The sequence below is a fragment of the Synechococcus sp. H55.7 genome (assembly GCF_047462395.1).
Classification (GTDB): Bacteria; Cyanobacteriota; Cyanobacteriia; order Thermostichales; family Thermostichaceae; genus Thermostichus.
In genome coordinates, this window is sequence record NZ_JANSJD010000031.1 from 1 (window position 1) to 19,552 (window position 19,552).

Here is a 19,552-nt window from a genome sequence, read left to right on the forward strand (position 1 = left end):
ATCCTGGGGCGTGGAATCAAATCCGCGTCCCAAATCGTTCCGTTTCCAATTTCTAGGGATCCCCCCGAAGGGGGAACTTACGTCAACCAACTGGTCGAATCTGGAATCGCCCAAGAGTTTCCAATTTCTAGGGATCCCCCCGAAGGGGGAACGGTAGAGGTCAGTAATAGCCCAGCTACATCTGGGTGTTTCCAATTTCTAGGGATCCCCCCGAAGGGGGAACAGGGCTGCGGCCCCAGAACTGGCGCTGGGAGTGGCACCGTTTCCAATTTCTAGGGATCCCCCCGAAGGGGGAACAGCTCGAATTAGTCGAAGCCGCACTCCACAACCAGTAGGTTTCCAATTTCTAGGGATCCCCCCGAAGGGGGAACATCCTCAACAATAACGAGGTTATCGCCATCGGCCCGGCGGTTTCCAATTTCTAGGGATCCCCCCGAAGGGGAACCAGAGCACCTATGACGAGGTCATAGGTTGCCCCCGATTGTTTCCAATTTCTAGGGATCCCCCCGAAGGGGAACCGGCTCAAGCCCTGCTCTGCCTTGAGGGCAAGCCTTTCATCGTTTCCAATTTCTAGGGATCCCCCCGAAGGGGAACCACTAAATCCTTTTGCAAAGGCTGCGGCCAGAGTCTGGGCGTTTCCAATTTCTAGGGATCCCCCCGAAGGGGAACCTGGGAAACCCAGATGTACCTACGACTGGAAGAAACCGTTTCCAATTTCTAGGGATCCCCCCGAAGGGGAACCCTGCTGGGAGAATCTCGATTTCCGAGCCGAGGTATTGTTTCCAATTTCTAGGGATCCCCCCGAAGGGGAACCGTAATAGACATACCTTATGGAAGGGTGGTGAACAACTGTTTCCAATTTCTAGGGATCCCCCCGAAGGGGAACCTCGCCGAAATACGGGTCACTGGGAGCAACATCCCGGAAGTTTCCAATTTCTAGGGATCCCCCCGAAGGGGAACCAGTTACGGTTTACTGCCAAGCATCAGCAAGCCTATACTGTTTCCAATTTCTAGGGATCCCCCCGAAGGGGAACCGCCGCCCCGCCCCGCCGGCCACCACCCCCAGCAGCCCCTGCGTTTCCAATTTCTAGGGATCCCCCCGAAGGGGAACCTAGAGTTGGAGACGGCGAGCGCGCGGGCGAGCGCGCGTTTCCAATTTCTAGGGATCCCCCCGAAGGGGAACCACGATGAAGTAGTAGGCCGGCCCCGATTCAAGGGGGTAGTCGTGTTTCCAATTTCTAGGGATCCCCCCGAAGGGGAACCGGCAGTGGCGGACGGTGGGGGCGTCTCCTCCGCCGGTGGTTTCCAATTTCTAGGGATCCCCCCGAAGGGGAACCTCCGGGCTCGTTATTGCGGGGATGCCTGGACATACGCCGATGTTTCCAATTTCTAGGGATCCCCCCGAAGGGGAACCATTAAGGACCTACTCCAACAAATTACCGCTACTGGTGGTTTCCAATTTCTAGGGATCCCCCCGAAGGGGAACCAAGGAGTGCGGCGGAACGCACGCCCCACCATTTAGAGAGGTTTCCAATTTCTAGGGATCCCCCCGAAGGGGAACCGCTACGACCGGGTGATGAAACAACTGATCGGCGAGTGGTTGGTGTTTCCAATTTCTAGGGATCCCCCCGAAGGGGAACCTTAAAAAGGACAAGGGAATGCACGGAATCAAGGCCGTGTTTCCAATTTCTAGGGATCCCCCCGAAGGGGAACCCCTACGCCCAGTTCACCTCGGAAGTGGAGTTCTTCCTCTGTTTCCAATTTCTAGGGATCCCCCCGAAGGGGAACCAATAGCGAGCCCGGACATACGAGTTCTGCAGATCCAGTTTCCAATTTCTAGGGATCCCCCCGAAGGGGAACCATGCTGACAACAGTACCAGCCAAGATAAGAGGCTCGAGAACGTTTCCAATTTCTAGGGATCCCCCCGAAGGGGAACCCCGCTGTGCGAAGCGGGCAAGGTCACCTACCGGGACGGGTTTCCAATTTCTAGGGATCCCCCCGAAGGGGAACCACCTCATACCAGGTGGTGGTGACCTATCGGGGAGAGAGCGTTTCCAATTTCTAGGGATCCCCCCGAAGGGGAACCACTGTTTTTTTCTGTCGCTCCCTTCGACAGAGAAGAACGACGTTTCCAATTTCTAGGGATCCCCCCGAAGGGGAACCACGATAAGGGATGCACGGTATCAAGGCCATAAGGTGGTGTTTCCAATTTCTAGGGATCCCCCCGAAGGGGAACCCCCGGATCCTCACGGGGAAGGACCGGGTAGCAATTAGTGTTTCCAATTTCTAGGGATCCCCCCGAAGGGGAACCAGGGATGCACGGAGTCAAGGCCGTCCGTTGGTTGGGGGCGTGTTTCCAATTTCTAGGGATCCCCCCGAAGGGGAACCTACGGGGACGCTCCCGACCTAGAGGCCTCGATCCGCTGGTTTCCAATTTCTAGGGATCCCCCCGAAGGGGAACCCAGCCATGATCCACGCTTATTTGGTCGACTCTCGGGGAGTTTCCAATTTCTAGGGATCCCCCCGAAGGGGAACCTAGACAAGGGCAGGTCTGTCGTTCCCTGCCCTGAATCGTTTCCAATTTCTAGGGATCCCCCCGAAGGGGAACCTCTACCCCTATTAAACCCAAGTGGGGCAAGGAATGCAAGACCCATTTGCGAGGGGGTCGGTCGAAGACGGCAAAAAAGAGCCTGGAAGAAGGGGGGTGAGAGGCCTGAAAGCCTTGTGGGGCAAGGCATCGAGCGGGTCAACGAAAGAATCGACCTTTGCGGGATTTGGCGAGGCGCTCGCAAAGCCGCTGCTACCGTTTTTGTGTTGCTTTGCCAACACGAGATGCGTAGGGGATTAGCCCCGCAGGCGACCGGAGCGCAGGATGCTGAGGATGAGCCACAGCCCCAGCAGGCTGGCGGCGCCAAAGAGCAGCTCGCTTAGCCAAAAGACCTGGAAGCGCTGGGTTTGCGCCGAGATGATGGCAGCGCCAATAATCAGGGATCCAACCAGGATGCTGTAGGAGAGGCGGTTGGCCGACTGGTCCAGGCTGGTGCGGAGGCCTTCCAGCTCCTGCACCGTCAGGTTCCAGCGCTGGGTCTCGGAGGTGATGCGGCTAAGCAGCACTTCCAGTTGCCGCGGCGACTGCAGCGAGAGGTTTTTGAGATCCAGGGCTGTGCGCAGCAGCGAGGGCAGGGGGGCATCCCCCAGCAACTGCTGCCGAAACACATCGGCCATCAGGGGGCGAATTTGCTCCGGCAGATTGTAGTCTGGGGTGAGCTGGCGGGCGATCCCTTCCAGGTTGGCCAGGGCCTTGGCGCACAGCCCCAGGTTGCCGGGGATGCGGATCTGGTTGCGCCGTGCCGCCTGTAGGATCTCGGAAAAGAGCTCGCTAAAATCCAGCTCGGCAACGCTCAGGGTGTAGTACTGGCGCAAGAGGCGCTCGTATTCCCTCTGCAGTTGGGCCAGGCTGACGGCGGGATCCCGCGGGCTGCCCCTAGGACTTTCCGGCAGGGCCAGTTCCAGCGTGAGCTCGGCACAGCGCTGGGCATCCAGGCTGACGATGGCCAAAATCAGCTCCAGCACAATCTGCTGCGTGCGGGGATCCAGCCGCCCAATCATGCCGCAGTCCAAGAGGGCCACGCGACCGGATCCCAGGTAGAAGAGGTTGCCGGGGTGAGGATCGGCGTGGAAATAGCCGTCAAGGCAGATCTGCTGGAAAAAGGCGCGGGTGAGCAGGCGGGCGATCTGTTTGGGATCGACATCGCTGCGATCCGCCTCTAGCAGGGGCTTTCCCTCGATCCACTCCAGCGTCAGCACCTTGGGCGTGGTGAGCGACCAGTAGACGCGCGGCACCACCAGTTGATTGGGGTCAAACCAACGTCCCTTTTGCAACTGTTGGCGGAGCTGCTCGGTGTGGCGGGCTTCCTGGGTAAAGTCCAGCTCCGCCTGCAGCGCCCGGCAAAACTCATTGGCCAAGGCCACCACGTCTGTTAGCCTACCGAACTCCGTTTGCGCCACCAGCTCAGCAATGCCACGGATAAGCCGCGTATCCTGTTCCACCACTGCTTCCAGCCCCGGCCGTTGGATCTTGAGGGCCACCAGTTCGCCGCTGAGCAGGCGGGCGCGATGGACTTGGGCAATGGATCCCGCTGCCACTGCTTCCGTGTCCAGGCTGCTGAATATCTGCTCCAGGGGCTTTTGCAACTGCTGGCGCAGCAGGATCTCCACCGCCTTCCAGGGCACGGGGGGCACATTGCTCTGCAGGGTGCTGAGGGCCTCGATGTACTCCCGCGGCAACAGATCGGGGCGGGTGCTCAGCAACTGGCCCAGCTTCACATAAACCGGCCCCAGATCCACCAGGATGTTGCGCAGCACCATCGGCGGCGGCAGTTGCGGCTCTTCCGCCTTGCCCAAGGAGAGCAAGCGCCGCATGTAGTCCCAGCCGTGGCGCAGGACTACTTCCAGGATCTCCGCCTGACGGGCGCCGCTCTGGGCCAGCCGCGCAAAGACCACTCCTTTTCCCTCCCGCACAGCAGATATCAAAGGAAAGGCACGGGAGCCACCCGGCGGGTCCCGTCCCAGCCGCCGGCTAGCCCTTCTCGCAAGGCCCGCAGCACCTCGTCGGTCTCGGCGTTGGGCTCGACAAAGGAGAAGAGGTGCTTATAGCGCAGCCTCCCCTCGCGATCGACGATGAACTGGCCCGGCAGGGGTGCCCCCAGCGCTTGGCCGACACCGTAGAGCCGAAAGGTCTTGCACTCCGGATCCACCAACAGCGGATAGGGCAGTTGCAGGTCGGCTTGGATCTGTTGGCTTTGCACCGGGTCGGTGCTGGTAATCATCAGCAGCTCTGCTCCCAAAGACCGGATCTCCTCGTAGCGGGCCTTCAGATCCTGGATGTGGGGGTAGCAGAAGGGGCAGAAGAGCTTTTCCGTGAAAATACGGGTAAAAGCCAGAACCACCGGCTGGTGGCCGCGGTAGTCCGACAGGCGCACGGGATCCCCGTGTACATTGGGCAGCTCAAAGTCGGGGGCCAGCTCGCCAATCTGCAGAGGGCTGTTGGCCGGCTGGGGGATGAAGTTGTCGAAAAAGCGACGGTTGAACAGGCCGCTGTTGCTGGTCATTGCCATTTTTTACGTTTCTTTACTGCTGCCACCAGCCTAACCCAAAGCCTCGGCCACTGCCTTTAGCCGTCGCAGTTGCGCCCGCATGTCGTGCCGGGTTAGCTCTGCCGCCACTAGGTAAAACCCTGCCGCCACCCAGGGGTTGGGGATGGAAAACTCAAAGCGGTTCACCAACAGCGTTCCCGACGCTTGGGGGCGGCACTCCCAGCGGTCAGTGCCCTGAAAAAACCCCTCAAACTGCCACTGCACCAGGCCCTCGGCCCGCTCGGCGATCACGCAGTCCAGGCTGGGGGAAATGAGAGGCAGGCGCAGGAAAAAGCGGTAGCGGCTGCCCAGTTGCCCCGTAGGGGATCCCAGCGCTTCGCAGCCCAAAAGCGGGTTAAGCCAGCGCCGCATCAGCTCCGGGTCAATGAGACAGCGCTCCACCCGCGCCACGTCAGCGGCAATCTCCATCGCTTGGGTATAGACAGGCATGCTTTAAGGAGAGGCTGTAGCAGCAGGCTGCGCTTTGCCGACAGGGGCAACGGTACTCAGCAAAATCAAGATATCCCGGTACTCCACCTGATCCGGCCCGCGGCGGGGGGATCCCACCTGAATGACTGCCTGGTACAGGGACTGTTCAGGGTGGGGGGGAGACTCGAACACCAAGGTGCGGATGCCGTTGGCCTGTTCCAGATCCGAGAGGAGATCCCAGCCCCGGCCCCAGAGGGTACGGCGGTAGTAGGCGGCAATCTCCTCCAGAGGCTGAGAGGTCTGCAAAATCAAGGAAGCAAGGCCCCCCCCTCGATCCCAAATCTGCCCGGAAGAGACAACGGCAGCGTTGGGCAACTGCAAATGAGGGGGAAAGTGAGGGGGAAGGGCGCGGGTATCCCCCAAAGAAGCCTCAAAGTGCGTGCCATCTTTGCTGATGTGACGCCGCACAGGATCCAGCTCTGGGGAAACCGGAGCAGCCCTCTGGCGGCAGGCCATGAGGGATCCCGCCAGCAGCCCAACGGTTAGCCAAGCAAGAACCGGCAGAGGACTCCGTCCCGCCGGCGCGATTTGCTCAAGACAGCACCTTTTTCTCATTTGTTGGGCCGCGTCCCTGAGGTGGGTTCTATCTATGGGGCAAGGATCTGAGCCACTCACGGGCTTGGCAGCCGGCGTGTATGGTAGATAAAAGCTCGTTCTTGGGTTTCTGCCCATTCCTATGCCCAAGGTTAGCACCTCTCGCCATCCAGCCGACTCACGCTTTAGTTCTGCCATTGCCGCGCGCCCTTTTCGCGAACAGGTCAAAGGGTTAAAGCCCTACCAGCAAAAACAACTGCAACGGCTTTACCAACTGCGCCTACCCCCCAACCGCTTGGTGACGGTGGAGTTTGCCCAACGGCTGGGATCCCTGACTCAAGATCTAGAAGGCCAGCCCATCAGTGTTTACCTGAACCGGCGCGGCCAAGTGATCCGCGTGGGGCTGGGATCCCCTTTTGAGACCCAGATCCCGGCCTGGGAATTGCCTCGCCAGGGAGCCGAGCGCCTCTCCGGGATCCGCTGCATCACCACCCAAACTGGGGCAGGAGGCCCCGGCCAGAAAGCGCTGACGGCCATGGCTTTGCAGCGTTTGGATGCCCTTATCACCCTTTCCGTGGCCAAGGCAGGAGGGCAGCGGCGGCGAGGTGGAGCGGCCACGGGCTTTGTCAACTGCGCCTATCTGGCCCACCTGGTGCCGCAGGAGGGGCACCGCTGGCAGGTCTCGGAGCCTTTGCCCCTGGGGATCCTGGCAGAACAGGATCTGCAGGAGCTGGTGACGGAGCTGGAGGATGGCTTTCGGCGCCAATTGACCGCCCGCCAGGTGGATCCCAAGCAGGAGCGAGCGATCCTGGTGGGGCTGCAGGAGCTGGGGCAGAGCCGCGAAGACCTGATGGACAGGCTGACAGAGCTGGGCCGCCTGGTGGAAAGTGCCGGCGGACAGGTGCTGCAAACCCTCTGGCAACGGCGGGAAGGCCCCAATTCCGCCACAGTCATTGGCTCTGGTAAGGTGCAGGAGTTGGCGCTGCTGGTACAGGATCTGGGGGCTAACCTGGTGGTGTTCGACCGCGAGCTCACCCCCAGCCAGGTGCGCACCCTGGAAGAGGCGGTGGGGGTGCGGGTGGTGGATCGCAGCGAGGTGATCCTGGATATCTTTGCCCAGCGGGCCAGAACACGGGCCGGGAAGTTACAGGTGGAGCTGGCGCAACTGCAATATCTGCTGCCGCGCCTGGCCGGTCGAGGGCGCACCATGTCGCGACTGGGGGGTGGGATCGGCACCCGCGGCCCTGGGGAAACCCAACTGGAAATGGAGCGACGGGCCATTCAGCGGCGCATCGGCAAGCTGCGGCAAGAAGTAGAAGAGCTGCGCCGCCACCGGCAACGGCTGCGCCAACGCCGCGAGGGATCCCAGATTCCCGTGGTGGCGCTGGTGGGCTACACCAATGCCGGCAAATCCACCCTCCTGAATGCCCTCACCCACGCCCAGGTCTATGTTGCCGATCAGCTCTTTGCCACCTTGGATCCCACTACCCGGCGGCTGGAGCTGCCCGACCACCAGGCGGTGCTGCTCACCGACACGGTAGGATTTCTAACGGAACTGCCGGAGCAACTGGTGGACGCCTTCCAGGCCACTTTGGAGGAAGTGACAGAGGCTGACGCCCTGCTGCACGTGGTGGATCTCTCTCACCCCAACTGGGAAGGGCAGATCGAGGCGGTGGAAAAATTGCTGGATGGCATGCCCTTGGCCACCGGGCCGCGACAATTGGTGTTTAACAAAATTGACCGCCTCGATCCCGAATGGGTAGAAGATGTGCGCCTGCTCTACCCCAAAGCTCTCTTTGTCTCTGCTGCTACCGGCCAAAATCTGAACCAGTTGCGCCGCACCTTGGCCCAGTTTGCGGCAGCCTTGAATCTCAACTCCCTCGATTGGCAGGAACCCAGGGATCCCTAGAAGCATTCCATAAGGATTTCGAAACCTGGGCCTTTCATTATTTATCCTGCCTCGGCATAAACATTCAGTTACATTGAGATCAGAATTGTTAACCGACTTCAGGTTAGGGAGAGAACATGGTCACTACTGCGGTTGCACCTCAAGTCGCACCTCACCTGGCCCAGTCGCATCTGACGCTGCAAACTTTGCCCATTGGCGCCGATACCCTCGCCATTCGCTCTCAAGATTGGGATCGAGATCGGTTTGACATTGAATTCGCCCTGGAAAACGGCACCACCTACAACTCCTTTTTGATTCGCGGCGAGAAGGTGGCCCTCATCGACACCTCCCACGAGAAATTTCGCCAGTTGTACCTGGATCTCCTGCAGGGGCTCCTTAATCCTGCCCAGATCGACTACCTGGTGGTCAGCCACACCGAGCCGGATCACAGCGGCTTGGTGGGGGATCTGCTGGAGCTGGCGCCCCAGGCGACGGTGGTGGCCTCCAAAGTGGCCATGCAATTTCTGGAAGACCTGGTGCATCGGCCCTTCCGGCGGCTGGTGGTGAAGCAGGGGGATCGCCTGGATCTGGGCAAGGGCCATGTCCTAGAGTTTATCTCCGCCCCCAACTTGCACTGGCCCGACACCATCCTTACCTACGACCACGGCACCCAGATCCTCTACACCTGCGATGTGTTTGGGATGCACTACTGCGACGACTTCGCCTGGGATGAGCATCCCCACCTGCTGCAGGCGGACTTTAAGCTCTACTACGACTGCCTTATGGGGCCCAACGCCCGCTCGGTGCTCTCGGCTCTGAAGCGCATGGAAGCCTTGCCCCCTATCGCCGCCATTGCCACCGGCCACGGCCCCCTGCTGCGCCATCACCTGTCCGACTGGGTAGAGCAATACCGCACCTGGAGCCTGGAGCAGGCCAAAGCCGAACGGATGGTGGCGGTGTTCTACCTGTCGGGATATGGCCAGGCGGAAGTGCTGGCTCAAGCCATCGCCCACGGGATCCAAAAAACCGGCACCCAGGTGGAGCTGGTGGATCTGCGGCTGGTGGATGCCCACGAGGTGCGCGAGCTGATGAGCTTGGCCGCCGGTGTGGTGATAGGCATGCCGCCCCAATCGGGGCCAGATGCGGCCACCACCCAGGTGCTGCTGAAAACCCTCTTGGCCTCTGCCCACAGCAAGCAGGGCTTTGGCCTCTTCGAGTCGGGCGGCGAAGATGATGAGTCGGTCTACCTCTGCCGCAACACGCTGCAGGAGATCGGTGCCAAAGAGGTGTTTGCCCCGATTTTGCTCAAGCAGCCTGCCAGCGAAGCTCTGCTGCAAGTGGCTGAAGAAGCGGGTACCGACCTGGGGCAATGGCTGACCCGGGATCGCAGCATTCAGCAGATGAAAGCCCTCGATGCCGACCTGGATCGCGCCCTGGGCCGCATCAGCAACGGCCTCTACATCCTCACCGCTCGCAAAGGGCAGGCCACCAGCGCCATGCTCGCCTCCTGGGTGGCCCAGGCCAGCAGCGATCCGCCGGGGATCAGCGTTGCCGTGGCCAAAGACCGGGCCATCGAGTCCTTCCTGCAGGTGGGGGATACCTTCGTCCTCAACGCCTTACCGGAGGGCCACTACCAGCCCTTGATGCGCCACTTCCTGAAGCGCTTCCCACCAGGGGCCGACCGCTTTGCCGGCATCAAAACTTACCCCGCCGCCAACGGATCCCCCATCCTGGCCGATGCCCTGGCCTACCTGGAATGCCGTGTGGTCAGCCGTCTGGAAACCAGCGACCACTGGGTGGTGTACAGCACGGTGGAAGCCGGGCGGGTCTCCAACCTGGAGGGCCTCACTGCCATCCACCACCGCAAAGTGGGGAATCATTACTGATCCCTCACCCCCAGCCCCTCTCCCTAGGGGAGAGGGGAGATTCGCCAGGTTCGGAAACAGCCGCTCTGCCGATGCAAAAACTTCCCTCCAAACTTCAATAAGACTGTCGGTAGCGCAGCCCGTTGGGATGCAGGAAAAAAGGGCTGTCTTCTCCCAAAGGGATCCCGTCTGGCTGCAGTGGAAAAGGCAGCCCTTCTGGGCTCTGTTCCGCTTCCTGAGAGAGGCGGTAGAAAACCTCCCCGCATCCAGAAGAGGGAATCTGCGCAGCAGCATGCTGCTGTTGCCAGCGCTGGTAGGGGCTGAGCCGAGCTTCCCTCCGGTCGATGTCCGGCGGCGCAGGGAGAGAGGGCGCTATAGCCGGCTGTCCAGCGGGCAAAAGAGCCGCCACCTCCGCTTGGGCCCACCCTGCCGGGGCCAAGGCGAAAGCCAAAAGCCAGCCGCTTCCCCAAACCCAGATGAACTGCCGCATGACCGGATCCTTCGCTTTAGGCTCTCTACTGTCCAGCACTGAGAAGATGGCTCCCATCTTCTCAAGGTCGGACTGAGGGGGGCATGACGGAGATCCCGCCAAGCCTGTGATCTGGATCAGCTCAATCCAGACCCACTCCATCAAATCAATAGGGATCCCTTGTCAATGCCCATCTACCCGCTAGCAGATTTGCCGGAATGGTCTGCACTGCTGGCCCGTACATAGGCGTGCCAAGCCAAGTCCAGCAGGCCATCCAACACCGCCGCAGCCACTGCAGGGCCCCCCTTGCGTCCCTCGGTGCGGATATGAGGCACCATGGAATCGGCCAGCTCCTGCTTGGCTTTCACCACGTTCACAAACCCAGCCGGCGTGGCGATGACCAGAGCAGGGGCCACCTCCTTTTCTGTAATCAACCGAACCAACGTGGAAAGAGCCGTCTGGGATTGGCCAATGATAAAGATTGCTTCAGGATAGCGTTGGGCCAGGGTTTCCAATCCCCAAGCAGAGCGGGTCTTATCTTTTTGGGGGCGAGTAATCGCTTCGCTGCCGCAGTAGATGGGGTTGGAAAAGGTGTTCTGGACGGCCCAGGCAATGCCCACCTGCACCATCGGCTCATCTACCACAATGGTGGTGCGCGCCGCCAGAGCCGCCGCTCCAGCCTGCAAGGCTTCGTTGCCAAAACGGATGAGTTTCAAGTACTCAAAGTCAGCAGTAGCATAAATAACACGGCGAACCACTTCATACTCGGCAGGAGAAAGCTCGTGCTTGCCTACCTCCTGGTCGATGATCATCAGGCTCTCTGCATCGGTGACATGCCACTCCATCGGTTCCAGACCCCGCCCGCCGTTTGTTCTCGGTAATGACAGGATTGTACCTGCAGAGGCTCCGATTGGTGGGAAAAGCCATCGCCTAACCCGGCGGCCAACCCATCGCTCGACCGCCGAGAATGTGGATGTGTAGGTGAAAGACGGTCTGCCCGCCGTCCTCCCCTTCGTTGATCACCAGTCGATAACCTTTGTTTAAACCTGCCTCGGCAGCCACCCGCTGAGCCGTCAATAGCAGATGCCCCAGCAACGCTTCCTGGTCGGGCTTGGCCTGGGCAATGCCGGGGATAGGCTCCTTGGGCACCACCAAGATGTGGACAGGGGCTTGAGGGGCGATATCTTTGAAGGCGATGGCCCGCTCATCTTCGTAGACAATCTGGGCCGGGATCTCCCTGCGGATGATCTTGCCGAAAACCGTGTCGCTCATGGGTGGTTACAAGCCAGTTCTGACCTTAGCCTAGCCGCTGATGGCCCTCATTGGTTGAGCAGCCACTCAAACTCCTGTTGCAGCGAGCGAATGTGCCCCACCCGCGAGACCAACAGGGCATCTTGCCCAGCATCCCGAAAGCGAGACTGCCACAAACTCACCAAATCGGGGTTGCTACACCAAAAGCAGATGACGGTTTCCACCAACTGATCCCAATCCCAACCCCGCCGGGCCGGCACCTCCTCCAGGGATCCCAGCAGCGCATCCAAGGTGCAAGGGCTGGTGCCTAAGTATTCCACCCCACAGGGCCGCTTTGCCAGCTCCTGCTGCTGACAGAAGAACTCGAGGGCAGGGGCAATGCCGATGATCTCAAAAGTGTAAACCATTGGGCTCAGTCCTAGAGGGTTTCCTTGCGAAAACAGAGGTTTTGCAAAAGAGGAGTTCAGCAATCTCTCGACAGAATTGAAACTGGGATCTTTTCCCATCCGTCGTCGATCTGAACCTGGATGTTAGGCACTGACTATATACTCAACTTAGGCCAATTGCCAAGACTAAAGAACAGGCGGACACGACTCTTTTGCCACTGGTCACTACCTGGAGATAGGATGCTTCAACACCAAAGAGGTGAGCTTTGCCTGATGAGCGCTCCAGCGAACAATCCTGCGCAGATAACTGCTAGCAAACCCAAGTAAGGACTGCCAGCACTCATCGAGATTTTTTGCTGGTTGACTCTGCTGACAAAGCAGTTGACGCCCACCTTTCCTGGGGGCGTCAGAGAGATGGTGCTTCCAAAAGAGCGAAAGCCCAGAAACAACTGGCGTGGCGAAAGTCTCCAGCCTAGGCCCTTTCTTCTATCCAAGTGGGTACTGGGTTCTGGATATTTTCCGGGACAGGAGAGCTGGGGGCGGGGAGATGAAACTCGATGCGCGGCTGCCCCACTCCATAGGTGAGGGTGTAGCTCCAGTGCAGACAGCGCAGCCACAGGCGGGGATAATGGACTTCCAACCAGGGCTGCAGGCGCCGCACCAGCCTTGGGAGCCAGCCCCTCAGCAAAGCTGAAGTCAAGGCCAGCCCGCTATAGCCGAAGTAGGTAGGTAGCCACTGGGCAAAGCCCTTGGCCCCTACGGCCTCCCAGATCCACAGCAGCAGCCGCGGGTTTTGCCAAGCCGCTTTGATGGCCATGCGGTTAAAGGCCAGCCAGCCGGCCCGGTCTTTGATGAAATCATCCACCACCTCTGGCGGCTCGGTGGCGAGAATGCCGAAAAAGCTGTTGAGGATGGCGTTGATGCGTTCGGGGGGCAATACCTTGCCGGTGGGCACCATCATCCCCCGCGAGAACAGCCAAGTGACGGCGGAGTTGCCCTGGTAGGCGCGGATCTGGGCCAGGTCAGAGGCTTTGAGCAGGTTGTGGCGCAGGGCTGTGTTCAGCAGGTCACAGAGGCGGGGGCAGTTGCGCACCAGGGATCCAAACCCGGTAAAACTCAGGGGGGATTGCAGGGCCGCCGCATCCCCAATCAAGAGGACGCGGTCGAAGGGCTCCTCTGGAGTCCGCTGCGGGCTAAACCGTCCGGGAATGTAGCCGAAGGTGGCCTTTTTCCACTGCAGGCGCTCTGGGTTGCAGCGGCGGTACTCCGGCAGGATGGTGAAAAAGTCTTCGTACAATTCCAGCAGGGATCCCGGATTTTCCGGATGTACCTGGTGGTAGTGGAACAAGTAGAAGGTGAGATCCTCGCCGGGGCCGGGAAAGAGCTCCCAAATGAGCTGCCGACCGCGGCTGATGTCCCCGTGGCTGGCCAGGATGTCGCCAAATTGGGGATCCCATACTCCCGGCTCAAACCCTCCTGCAATGGTGGCCCCGACGGTGGGGCAGACGCTATCAAAAGCATGATGGCGGTAGAGCTGCTGGGCAATGGGCGAGGCCGTCCCCATGGCATCCACCAACAGGCGGGATCCCAGCCGAAACTCAGCTTGGCCGATTAAATCTTTCACCACCACCGTGACGCCCTGGTCTTCGATGTAGGCCCGCCGGAACTCCGTGCGCTCGTAGATGGTGCCGCCGCAGGATCTCAGGATCTGGCCGCAGAGCTGCAGGAGCTTTTCGGCATCGATGGCCAGGTTCAACACCGTCGGCGTGTGCAGGACGGGGGCGCGTACGGGGCTGTTGCCATCAAAAAACTTGTTGAACCCATCGGTGTATTCCCTGAGGATGAGGCTCTCTATCTCCTCGGTGCTGAGGAGGCCGAACTCCGCTAGCGTCTGCAGCTCCCGCCGCGAGATGTTCCACTCCCGGTTCATGCGGCCAAAGGGCAGCCGTTCCACCAGGGCCACGCGGTAACCTAAGCGGGCCATGGCCGCACCGTAGATGGCCCCCAGCGCCCCGCCCACGATCACCAAGTCCCACTCCAAGGGGGCAGGTTCAGGGGCCGGCTGGCGAAACAGCACCGGCTGCCGCTGAGGATGGGGGAATTGCACTTCTTCCCGCCAGCGCTTCTCCCACCAGTAAACCCGCTGCAGGTCAAACTCGCCGTTGGGAATGCGGCGGAAATACTTCACCGTCTGCGGGTAAAAAGGCTCCAGTTGCTCAAAGATGGATCCCTGGCTGAGATCGATAGCTGGCAACTGCGGGTAGCGGTGGGGAAATCGGCTCTGGATGGCCTTTTCCAGCTCTCTCAGCCAGCGCCCCTGCCGGGGGAAAGGCCGCTCCGACCACTGGAACACCTTGAGATAGGTGGTGTTCAGCCCCGACCAGAGGAAAACGGCCAGCTCGGCCCCACATCCCTGCAGGAGCAGGCCGGTGGCGGTCGGCAGTTTTTGGCTGCCCTGAGGCAAGGGGATACACTCCTGCAGCCAGCGCAGCACCTGGGCAGTGTCTGGACAAGGGATCTCGCGATAGTACAGGGGCTTGAGCACGGCGCCGAGATAGAAAACAGAGCAAATCTTCACCCATTGTGACACGAGGCGATCCTATCCCCTTGGCTTGTCCTAAAGATCACTCCTTGCCCGGCTTTTGCCCAAGCTGCAAATCGGCGGGGGTATTGCAATTGGTGAGCATCGTTTGAGTCTGGCCCAGCAGGCGGGGAAACATTTTCTCGCCAGAGGTGCCAGGCGGGATCCGCCATCGGTGCATAGCGCTTCGGCCAGGGGGGGAGAATGTAAACTGCGTCGGCATAGACTGCTGCCACCTGGGCCACCCGTCGTAAGAGGGGGATCCCATCCCAAAGCCTTGTCGGATCCCATGCGGCGGCTGTTGCCCCCGGCCAAAATCAGGACAGCAACTGCAGGTAGGGGAGCTCCAAGGCATTTTGGGCGAGGTTGTGGCTCCTTGGTCACCCAACTCTTCCGCTCCCGTTGGTTAAAAACTCAGGTGTTGTTGTAGCCAACCTGCGGAAGGGTTTTGACATACTCCCTACTCTAAAGAACGAGGGTTCTTGTTAGATTACTGGCCGGGACAGGATTGCTTGTTCTCAGTTACAAGGGCAAGAGCCTAGCATAGAGATCTGGCCCCCCTCACTGTTGCGTTGCCGCCATGTCTGAGCCTTCTGGCCGTCTGGTTTGGAACCACTCCACTCACATTTCTGGGCTGATCCCTGTCCTGGAGCGCCTGGCCAGGCAAGCGGGCATCAAAACCGTGACTCCCGGTGCCTTATCTTGCAGTCGGGGGCGGATCCCGCAGTTGCAGTTGCGGGTTTCGGTGCCCATTCGAGGGGGATACAAGTTGGTTGCCCGCAAGGGCAGCAGCGTGCAAGAGGTGTTTGTGGTTACCGAGCTCAGCCAGTCGGAGCTGGAAGCAGCAATTCGCCGCTGTTTGGAGTAGGTTTAGGCTCTGGGCGCGCCATGTCTCGTGCTAGCCTCAAGCCCGCCCGCATCAGCGCTGTGGTGGCCGGATCCCTGGCGGCAAAGGTGGGCATTCGGCCTGGGGAGGCCCTGGTGAGCATCAATGGCGAGAAACCCCGCGACCTCATTGACTATCGCTTCTTGTGTGCTGATGAATATCTCTGCCTGGAGATCCTGGACAACCAAGGGATCCAGCGCACGGTTGAGCTGGAAAAAGACATAGACGAGGATCTGGGGCTGGAGTTTGAGACGGCTTTGTTCGATGGTCTCATCCAATGCAACAACGCCTGCCCCTTTTGCTTTATCGACCAACAGCCCCCTGAGATGCGGGCAACGCTGCACCTCAAAGACGACGACTACCGCCTCAGCTTTCTCTACGGCAGCTACCTCACCCTTACCAACCTGACCGCTGCCGAGTGGGAGCGCATCGCCCGCCTGCGCCTTTCTCCTCTCTATGTCTCGGTTCATGCCACGGAGCCGGAGCTGCGCAGCCGCCTGCTCAAAAACCCGCGTGCCGGTTTGATCCTGGAGCAGTTGGCCTGGTTTCGCCAACACCGACTGCAACTGCATGCCCAGGTGGTGGTCTGCCCAGGCTGGAACGATGGGGAGCAGCTAACTCGCACCCTTCTGGACTTGGCCGCTTTTGGCCAACCCGTCGAAGGGATCCCGACCGTCCTCTCGGCGGCGGTGGTGCCGGTGGGGCTAACCCGCTTTCGCCCCCCCAATGATGAGCTAATCCCGGTGGATGCTGCCAAAGCGGCGGAGGTGATTGCGCAGGTGGAAGCGCTGCAGGCGCAGTTTCGGCAAGAATTGGGATCCGCCTTTGCCTGGCTGGCTGATGAGTGGTATCTGCTGGCGGGTCGGGAATTGCCGCCGGCAGAGCACTACGAAGATTACCCCCAACTGGGCAATGGAGTGGGATCCCTGCGCTTGTTCTTGAGCGAGTTCGAGCAGGTGCGGCTGCCGGCTGGGATCCCTGCTCCCCTCAAAGTTCTCTGGGTGGTGGGCAACGCCGTGGAACAGGCCTTCCAGCCCGTGGTCAAGCGGATGAACAGCATTCGGGGGCTGCAGTTGGATCTGTTGCCCATTGCCAGCCAATTCTGGGGACAGACCCTGACGGTAACCGGGCTGCTGACAGGGCAGGACATCCTCAGCGCTTTGAAATCCGTTGAAAACTTGGCAAGTTACGATGGGCTACTTTTGCCCCAGATTGCTCTTAAGGATGGGGAGCGCTTTCTAGACGATCTGAGCTGGCAAGAGTTGCAGGCCCAAGTCGGGATCCCGGTGGTGCGGGTGGACGGCGGGCCGGCGGGCTTGCTGGAGGCGGTGCAAGGGCTAGGATCAAGAGCGAGTTTGAGTGGGATGCCCTGAGTCCATGGAGCGGTTGCGGCGAGGGTTGCTCCTGTTACTTTGGGTGGGGCTAGGGATCCTGGCCATCAGCGGCTTGGCGGCCTTTTATGTAGATCTGGCCTGGTTTGCCGAGCTGAACGCCCTGCCGGTGCTGTGGACGCGGGTGATGGCTCGCTGGGGGCTGGGCCTAGGCGCCTTTGTCTTTGCCCTGGCGGTGGTGGGATCCAACATCCGCGCCTGCTGGCGGGGCGCCAACACAGCCTGGGCCTGGGCCATTGCTCTGGGGTTGAGCGGCTGCTTGGCCTGGTCTCTTTCTCAGCACTGGTTCGCGCTGCTGCTCTGGCTGCACCAAGTGCCTGTGGGGGAGTCGGATCCGATTTTTAGGCGCGATCTGGGCTTTTTTCTTTTCGGCCTGCCCTTTTGGGAGACGCTGCAGCACTGGTGCTTCAACTTGGTGCTGCTCACTTTGATCACGGCAGCGCTCATCTACCTGGTGGAGCTAGGGCTATCGGAGCAGCGGCTGACGCTGGCCCTTTCCCTGTTTGCCCAGCGGCACTTGCTAATCTTGGGCGGAGCCCTGTTTTTGCTGCGCGCCTGGGGGCATTGGCTGGAGCGCTACGAGCTGCTCTACTCCACCCGCGGCGTCGTCTTTGGCGCCGGTTTTACCGATGTCCACGCCACCCTGCCGGCCACGACTCTAATCAGCGGGGTGGCTTTCCTGACAGCGGTTGGCTTTTGGGTTTTGGCCCGCCAGGGGATCCGCCTCAACCTTCCCTTGTTCAAGCCCTGGTGCCCTGCCTGGGCCAGTTCCCTGCTGGCGCCGGCTCTGCTGTGGGGAGCCTACCTGGGGTTTGGGCTGCTGACCACCCGGCTTTACCCGCAACTGGTGCAAACCCTTTTGGTCACGCCCAACGAGCTAGAGCTGGAGCGCCCCTACATTGAGCACAACATCCGCTTTACCCGCGCCGGCTTTGGCCTGGCCGAGGTGGAGGTAAAGCCCTTTCCAGAAGAGGGATCCCTGACGCTGGCAACGCTGCAGCAAAATCAATCCACCCTGCGCAACGTGCGTCTTTGGGATACGGAGCCCCTCTTGGCCACCTATCGCCAACTGCAGGAGATCCGTCCCTACTACCAGTTTCCCTATGTGAATGTAGATCGCTACCGCATTGGCGGGGAACTGCGCCAGGTGATGCACGCTGCGCGGGAATTGGACTTTGCCCAGGTGCCGCCTGCGGCCCAAACTTGGGTTAACCGCCGCTTTTTCTACACCCACGGCTATGGCCTCACCCTCAGCCCGGTCAACGTGGTTACTCCCGAAGGGCTGCCGGACTTTTTTCTATCGGATATCCCACCGCGGGTTTCCCCCCGCTACCCGGAGGTGGCGGGGGTGCTGCGGGTGGAGCAGCCGGCTCTCTACTACGGCGAGCTGACCACCACCGACGTGTTCGTGGGTGCCGAGGCCCGCGAGCTGGACTATCCCGCTGCCGATCGCTATGTCTACAGCAGCTACCGCGGCACGGGCGGCGTGCCCATCCCCCACCTCTGGCAGCGCTTTCTCTACGCCTGGCACTTCCGGGATCTGCGCATCCTTCTCAGCCGCGAGCTTTCCGCCAGCAGCCGCTTTCTCTATCGCCGCCAGATCCGGGAACGGGTGCGCCAGGTGATGCCCTTTTTGCTCTACGACCAGGATCCCTACTTGGTGATTCAAGGTGGCAAACTCTACTGGTTTTTCGATGCCTACACCACCAGCAGCCGCTACCCCTACTCCGAGCATCTGCCCGGCTTCCCCTTCAACTACATCCGCAACTCGGTCAAGGCGGTGCTGGACGCCTACAACGGCAGCATCGACTGGTACATCGCCGACCCTCGAGATCCCCTTATCCAAGCCTACGCCCGCATCTACCCCAGCCTGTTCCAGCCCCTAGAGGCCATGCCGGAGCCGCTGCGGCGGCACATCCGCTACCCCCAGGATCTCTTCCGCCTGCAGGTGCAGCAATTTGCCGCCTACCACATGACGGATCCCCGCCTCTTCTACAACCGGGAAGACCAGTGGCAGATCCCCAACCAATTCCGCAACCGGCGACGCCTTCCCATGCAGCCCCAGTACCTCATCCTCACCTTGCCGGAGGAGCCACAAAAGAGATCCCCAAACCGGCCCGAGTTTGTCTTGCTTTCCCCCTTCACCCCCCTCAACAAGCAGAACATGGTGGCTTGGATGGCCGCCCGCTGCGATGGGGAAAACTACGGCAAGCTGCTGGTGTATGAGTTTTCCAAGCAGCGCCTCATCTACGGGCCGGAACAGGTAGAGGCGCGGGTCAACCAGGATCCCGCCATTTCCGAGCAAATCGCCCTCTGGAACGAACACGGGTCGCGGGTGAACCTGGGCAACCTGCTGGTCATCCCCATTGAGACCTCGCTTCTCTACGTCCAGCCCCTCTACCTGGAGGCAGAACAGGGCCGCCTGCCCCAGCTCACCCGGGTCATCGCCGCCTACGAAGACCGGGTGGTGATGGAGCCAACCCTCAGCCAGGCCCTGGAAGCCCTCTTCTCCCCCACCGGCAGTCGCCGCTCCAACCGCTGAGGCTGGGGGATCCCTTCTCAGATTTCCCACAGCCAGTTGACAGAACTTAACGGATGCTTTAAGGTTGTGTTGTCAATCTTCGCGCTTCCTCAGGGAAGTTTGCCATCATGACTACTGTTATCCAACGTCGCTCA

The 19,552-nt window shown here is 60.5% G+C and carries 15 protein-coding genes and 1 CRISPR repeat array; of the genes, 5 read left to right on the forward strand and 10 right to left on the reverse strand.

The annotated features are described in order from the left end of the window. Window positions 1–41: 41 nt before the first annotated feature. Window positions 42–2,610: direct repeats of the CRISPR family, unit length 36 nt; unit sequence GTTTCCAATTTCTAGGGATCCCCCCGAAGGGGAACC. Between the two features lie 235 nt (window positions 2,611–2,845). The 4 genes from NW851_RS12360 to NW851_RS12375 are packed head-to-tail and all read right to left on the reverse strand — an operon-like array spanning window position 2,846 to window position 6,180. Continuing rightward, window positions 2,846–4,504: an ABC1 kinase family protein gene (locus NW851_RS12360; RefSeq protein ID WP_414334881.1), complete on the reverse strand. Its 1,659-nt coding sequence runs from the start codon at window positions 4,502–4,504 to the stop codon at window positions 2,846–2,848. Between the two features lie 26 nt (window positions 4,505–4,530). After that, a complete protein-coding gene (locus tag NW851_RS12365; RefSeq protein ID WP_414334882.1) occupies window positions 4,531–5,112 on the reverse strand; it encodes a peroxiredoxin family protein in 582 nt (193 codons plus the stop codon). Between the two features lie 36 nt (window positions 5,113–5,148). Then, window positions 5,149–5,586: an SRPBCC family protein gene (locus NW851_RS12370; protein WP_414334883.1), complete on the reverse strand. Its 438-nt coding sequence runs from the start codon at window positions 5,584–5,586 to the stop codon at window positions 5,149–5,151. A gap of 3 nt (window positions 5,587–5,589) precedes the next feature. Continuing rightward, window positions 5,590–6,180, reverse strand: coding sequence for a hypothetical protein (locus NW851_RS12375; RefSeq protein WP_414338904.1), 591 nt, complete (start codon window positions 6,178–6,180; stop codon window positions 5,590–5,592). A gap of 121 nt (window positions 6,181–6,301) precedes the next feature. Between NW851_RS12375 and hflX the strand changes: the two genes are divergently transcribed. Both hflX and NW851_RS12385 read left to right on the forward strand, forming a co-directional pair. Next, window positions 6,302–8,068, forward strand: a complete 1,767-nt coding sequence (hflX, locus tag NW851_RS12380) for a GTPase HflX (RefSeq protein ID WP_414334885.1) — start codon at window positions 6,302–6,304, stop codon at window positions 8,066–8,068. A 116-nt stretch (window positions 8,069–8,184) separates the two neighbouring features. Continuing rightward, window positions 8,185–9,933, forward strand: a complete 1,749-nt coding sequence (locus tag NW851_RS12385; RefSeq protein WP_414334886.1) for a diflavin flavoprotein — start codon at window positions 8,185–8,187, stop codon at window positions 9,931–9,933. 94 nt (window positions 9,934–10,027) lie between these two features. Here the strand turns inward: NW851_RS12385 and NW851_RS12390 are convergent, their stop codons facing one another. The 6 genes from NW851_RS12390 to NW851_RS12415 all read right to left on the reverse strand — a co-directional run bounded on the left by NW851_RS12390 (window position 10,028) and on the right by NW851_RS12415 (window position 14,780). Then, a complete protein-coding gene (locus tag NW851_RS12390; RefSeq protein WP_414338907.1) occupies window positions 10,028–10,402 on the reverse strand; it encodes a hypothetical protein in 375 nt (124 codons plus the stop codon). A gap of 173 nt (window positions 10,403–10,575) precedes the next feature. After that, window positions 10,576–11,226 (reverse strand): precorrin-8X methylmutase, encoded by a 651-nt coding sequence (locus NW851_RS12395; protein ID WP_414338908.1) that lies wholly within the window; start codon window positions 11,224–11,226, stop codon window positions 10,576–10,578. A gap of 85 nt (window positions 11,227–11,311) precedes the next feature. Beyond that, window positions 11,312–11,653 carry a histidine triad nucleotide-binding protein gene (locus tag NW851_RS12400; RefSeq protein WP_414334889.1) on the reverse strand — a complete coding sequence of 114 codons (342 nt, stop codon included), beginning with the start codon at window positions 11,651–11,653 and terminating at the stop codon, window positions 11,312–11,314. 47 nt (window positions 11,654–11,700) lie between these two features. Beyond that, the gene (locus NW851_RS12405; RefSeq protein WP_414334890.1) at window positions 11,701–12,039 is read right to left on the reverse strand and encodes a hypothetical protein; all 339 of its coding nucleotides are present in this window, start codon (window positions 12,037–12,039) and stop codon (window positions 11,701–11,703) included. Between the two features lie 451 nt (window positions 12,040–12,490). After that, window positions 12,491–14,563 (reverse strand): NAD(P)/FAD-dependent oxidoreductase, encoded by a 2,073-nt coding sequence (locus NW851_RS12410; RefSeq protein ID WP_414338909.1) that lies wholly within the window; start codon window positions 14,561–14,563, stop codon window positions 12,491–12,493. A 79-nt stretch (window positions 14,564–14,642) separates the two neighbouring features. Then, window positions 14,643–14,780: a hypothetical protein gene (locus tag NW851_RS12415; RefSeq protein WP_414336269.1), complete on the reverse strand. Its 138-nt coding sequence runs from the start codon at window positions 14,778–14,780 to the stop codon at window positions 14,643–14,645. A 399-nt stretch (window positions 14,781–15,179) separates the two neighbouring features. Between NW851_RS12415 and NW851_RS12420 the strand changes: the two genes are divergently transcribed. Genes NW851_RS12420 through NW851_RS12430 form a run of 3 tightly spaced genes read left to right on the forward strand, consistent with a single transcriptional unit; the run spans window position 15,180 to window position 19,418 of the window. Next, on the forward strand, window positions 15,180–15,467 hold the full coding sequence (locus tag NW851_RS12420; RefSeq protein ID WP_414336024.1) for a DUF2103 domain-containing protein: 288 nt from the start codon (window positions 15,180–15,182) through the stop codon (window positions 15,465–15,467). Window positions 15,468–15,487: 20 nt separating this feature from the next. Then, entirely contained in the window at window positions 15,488–16,858 is a 1,371-nt protein-coding gene (locus NW851_RS12425; protein ID WP_414338911.1) for a TIGR03279 family radical SAM protein, read from the forward strand. A 4-nt stretch (window positions 16,859–16,862) separates the two neighbouring features. Then, entirely contained in the window at window positions 16,863–19,418 is a 2,556-nt protein-coding gene (locus NW851_RS12430; protein ID WP_414338913.1) for a UPF0182 family protein, read from the forward strand. Window positions 19,419–19,552 lie beyond the last annotated feature (134 nt).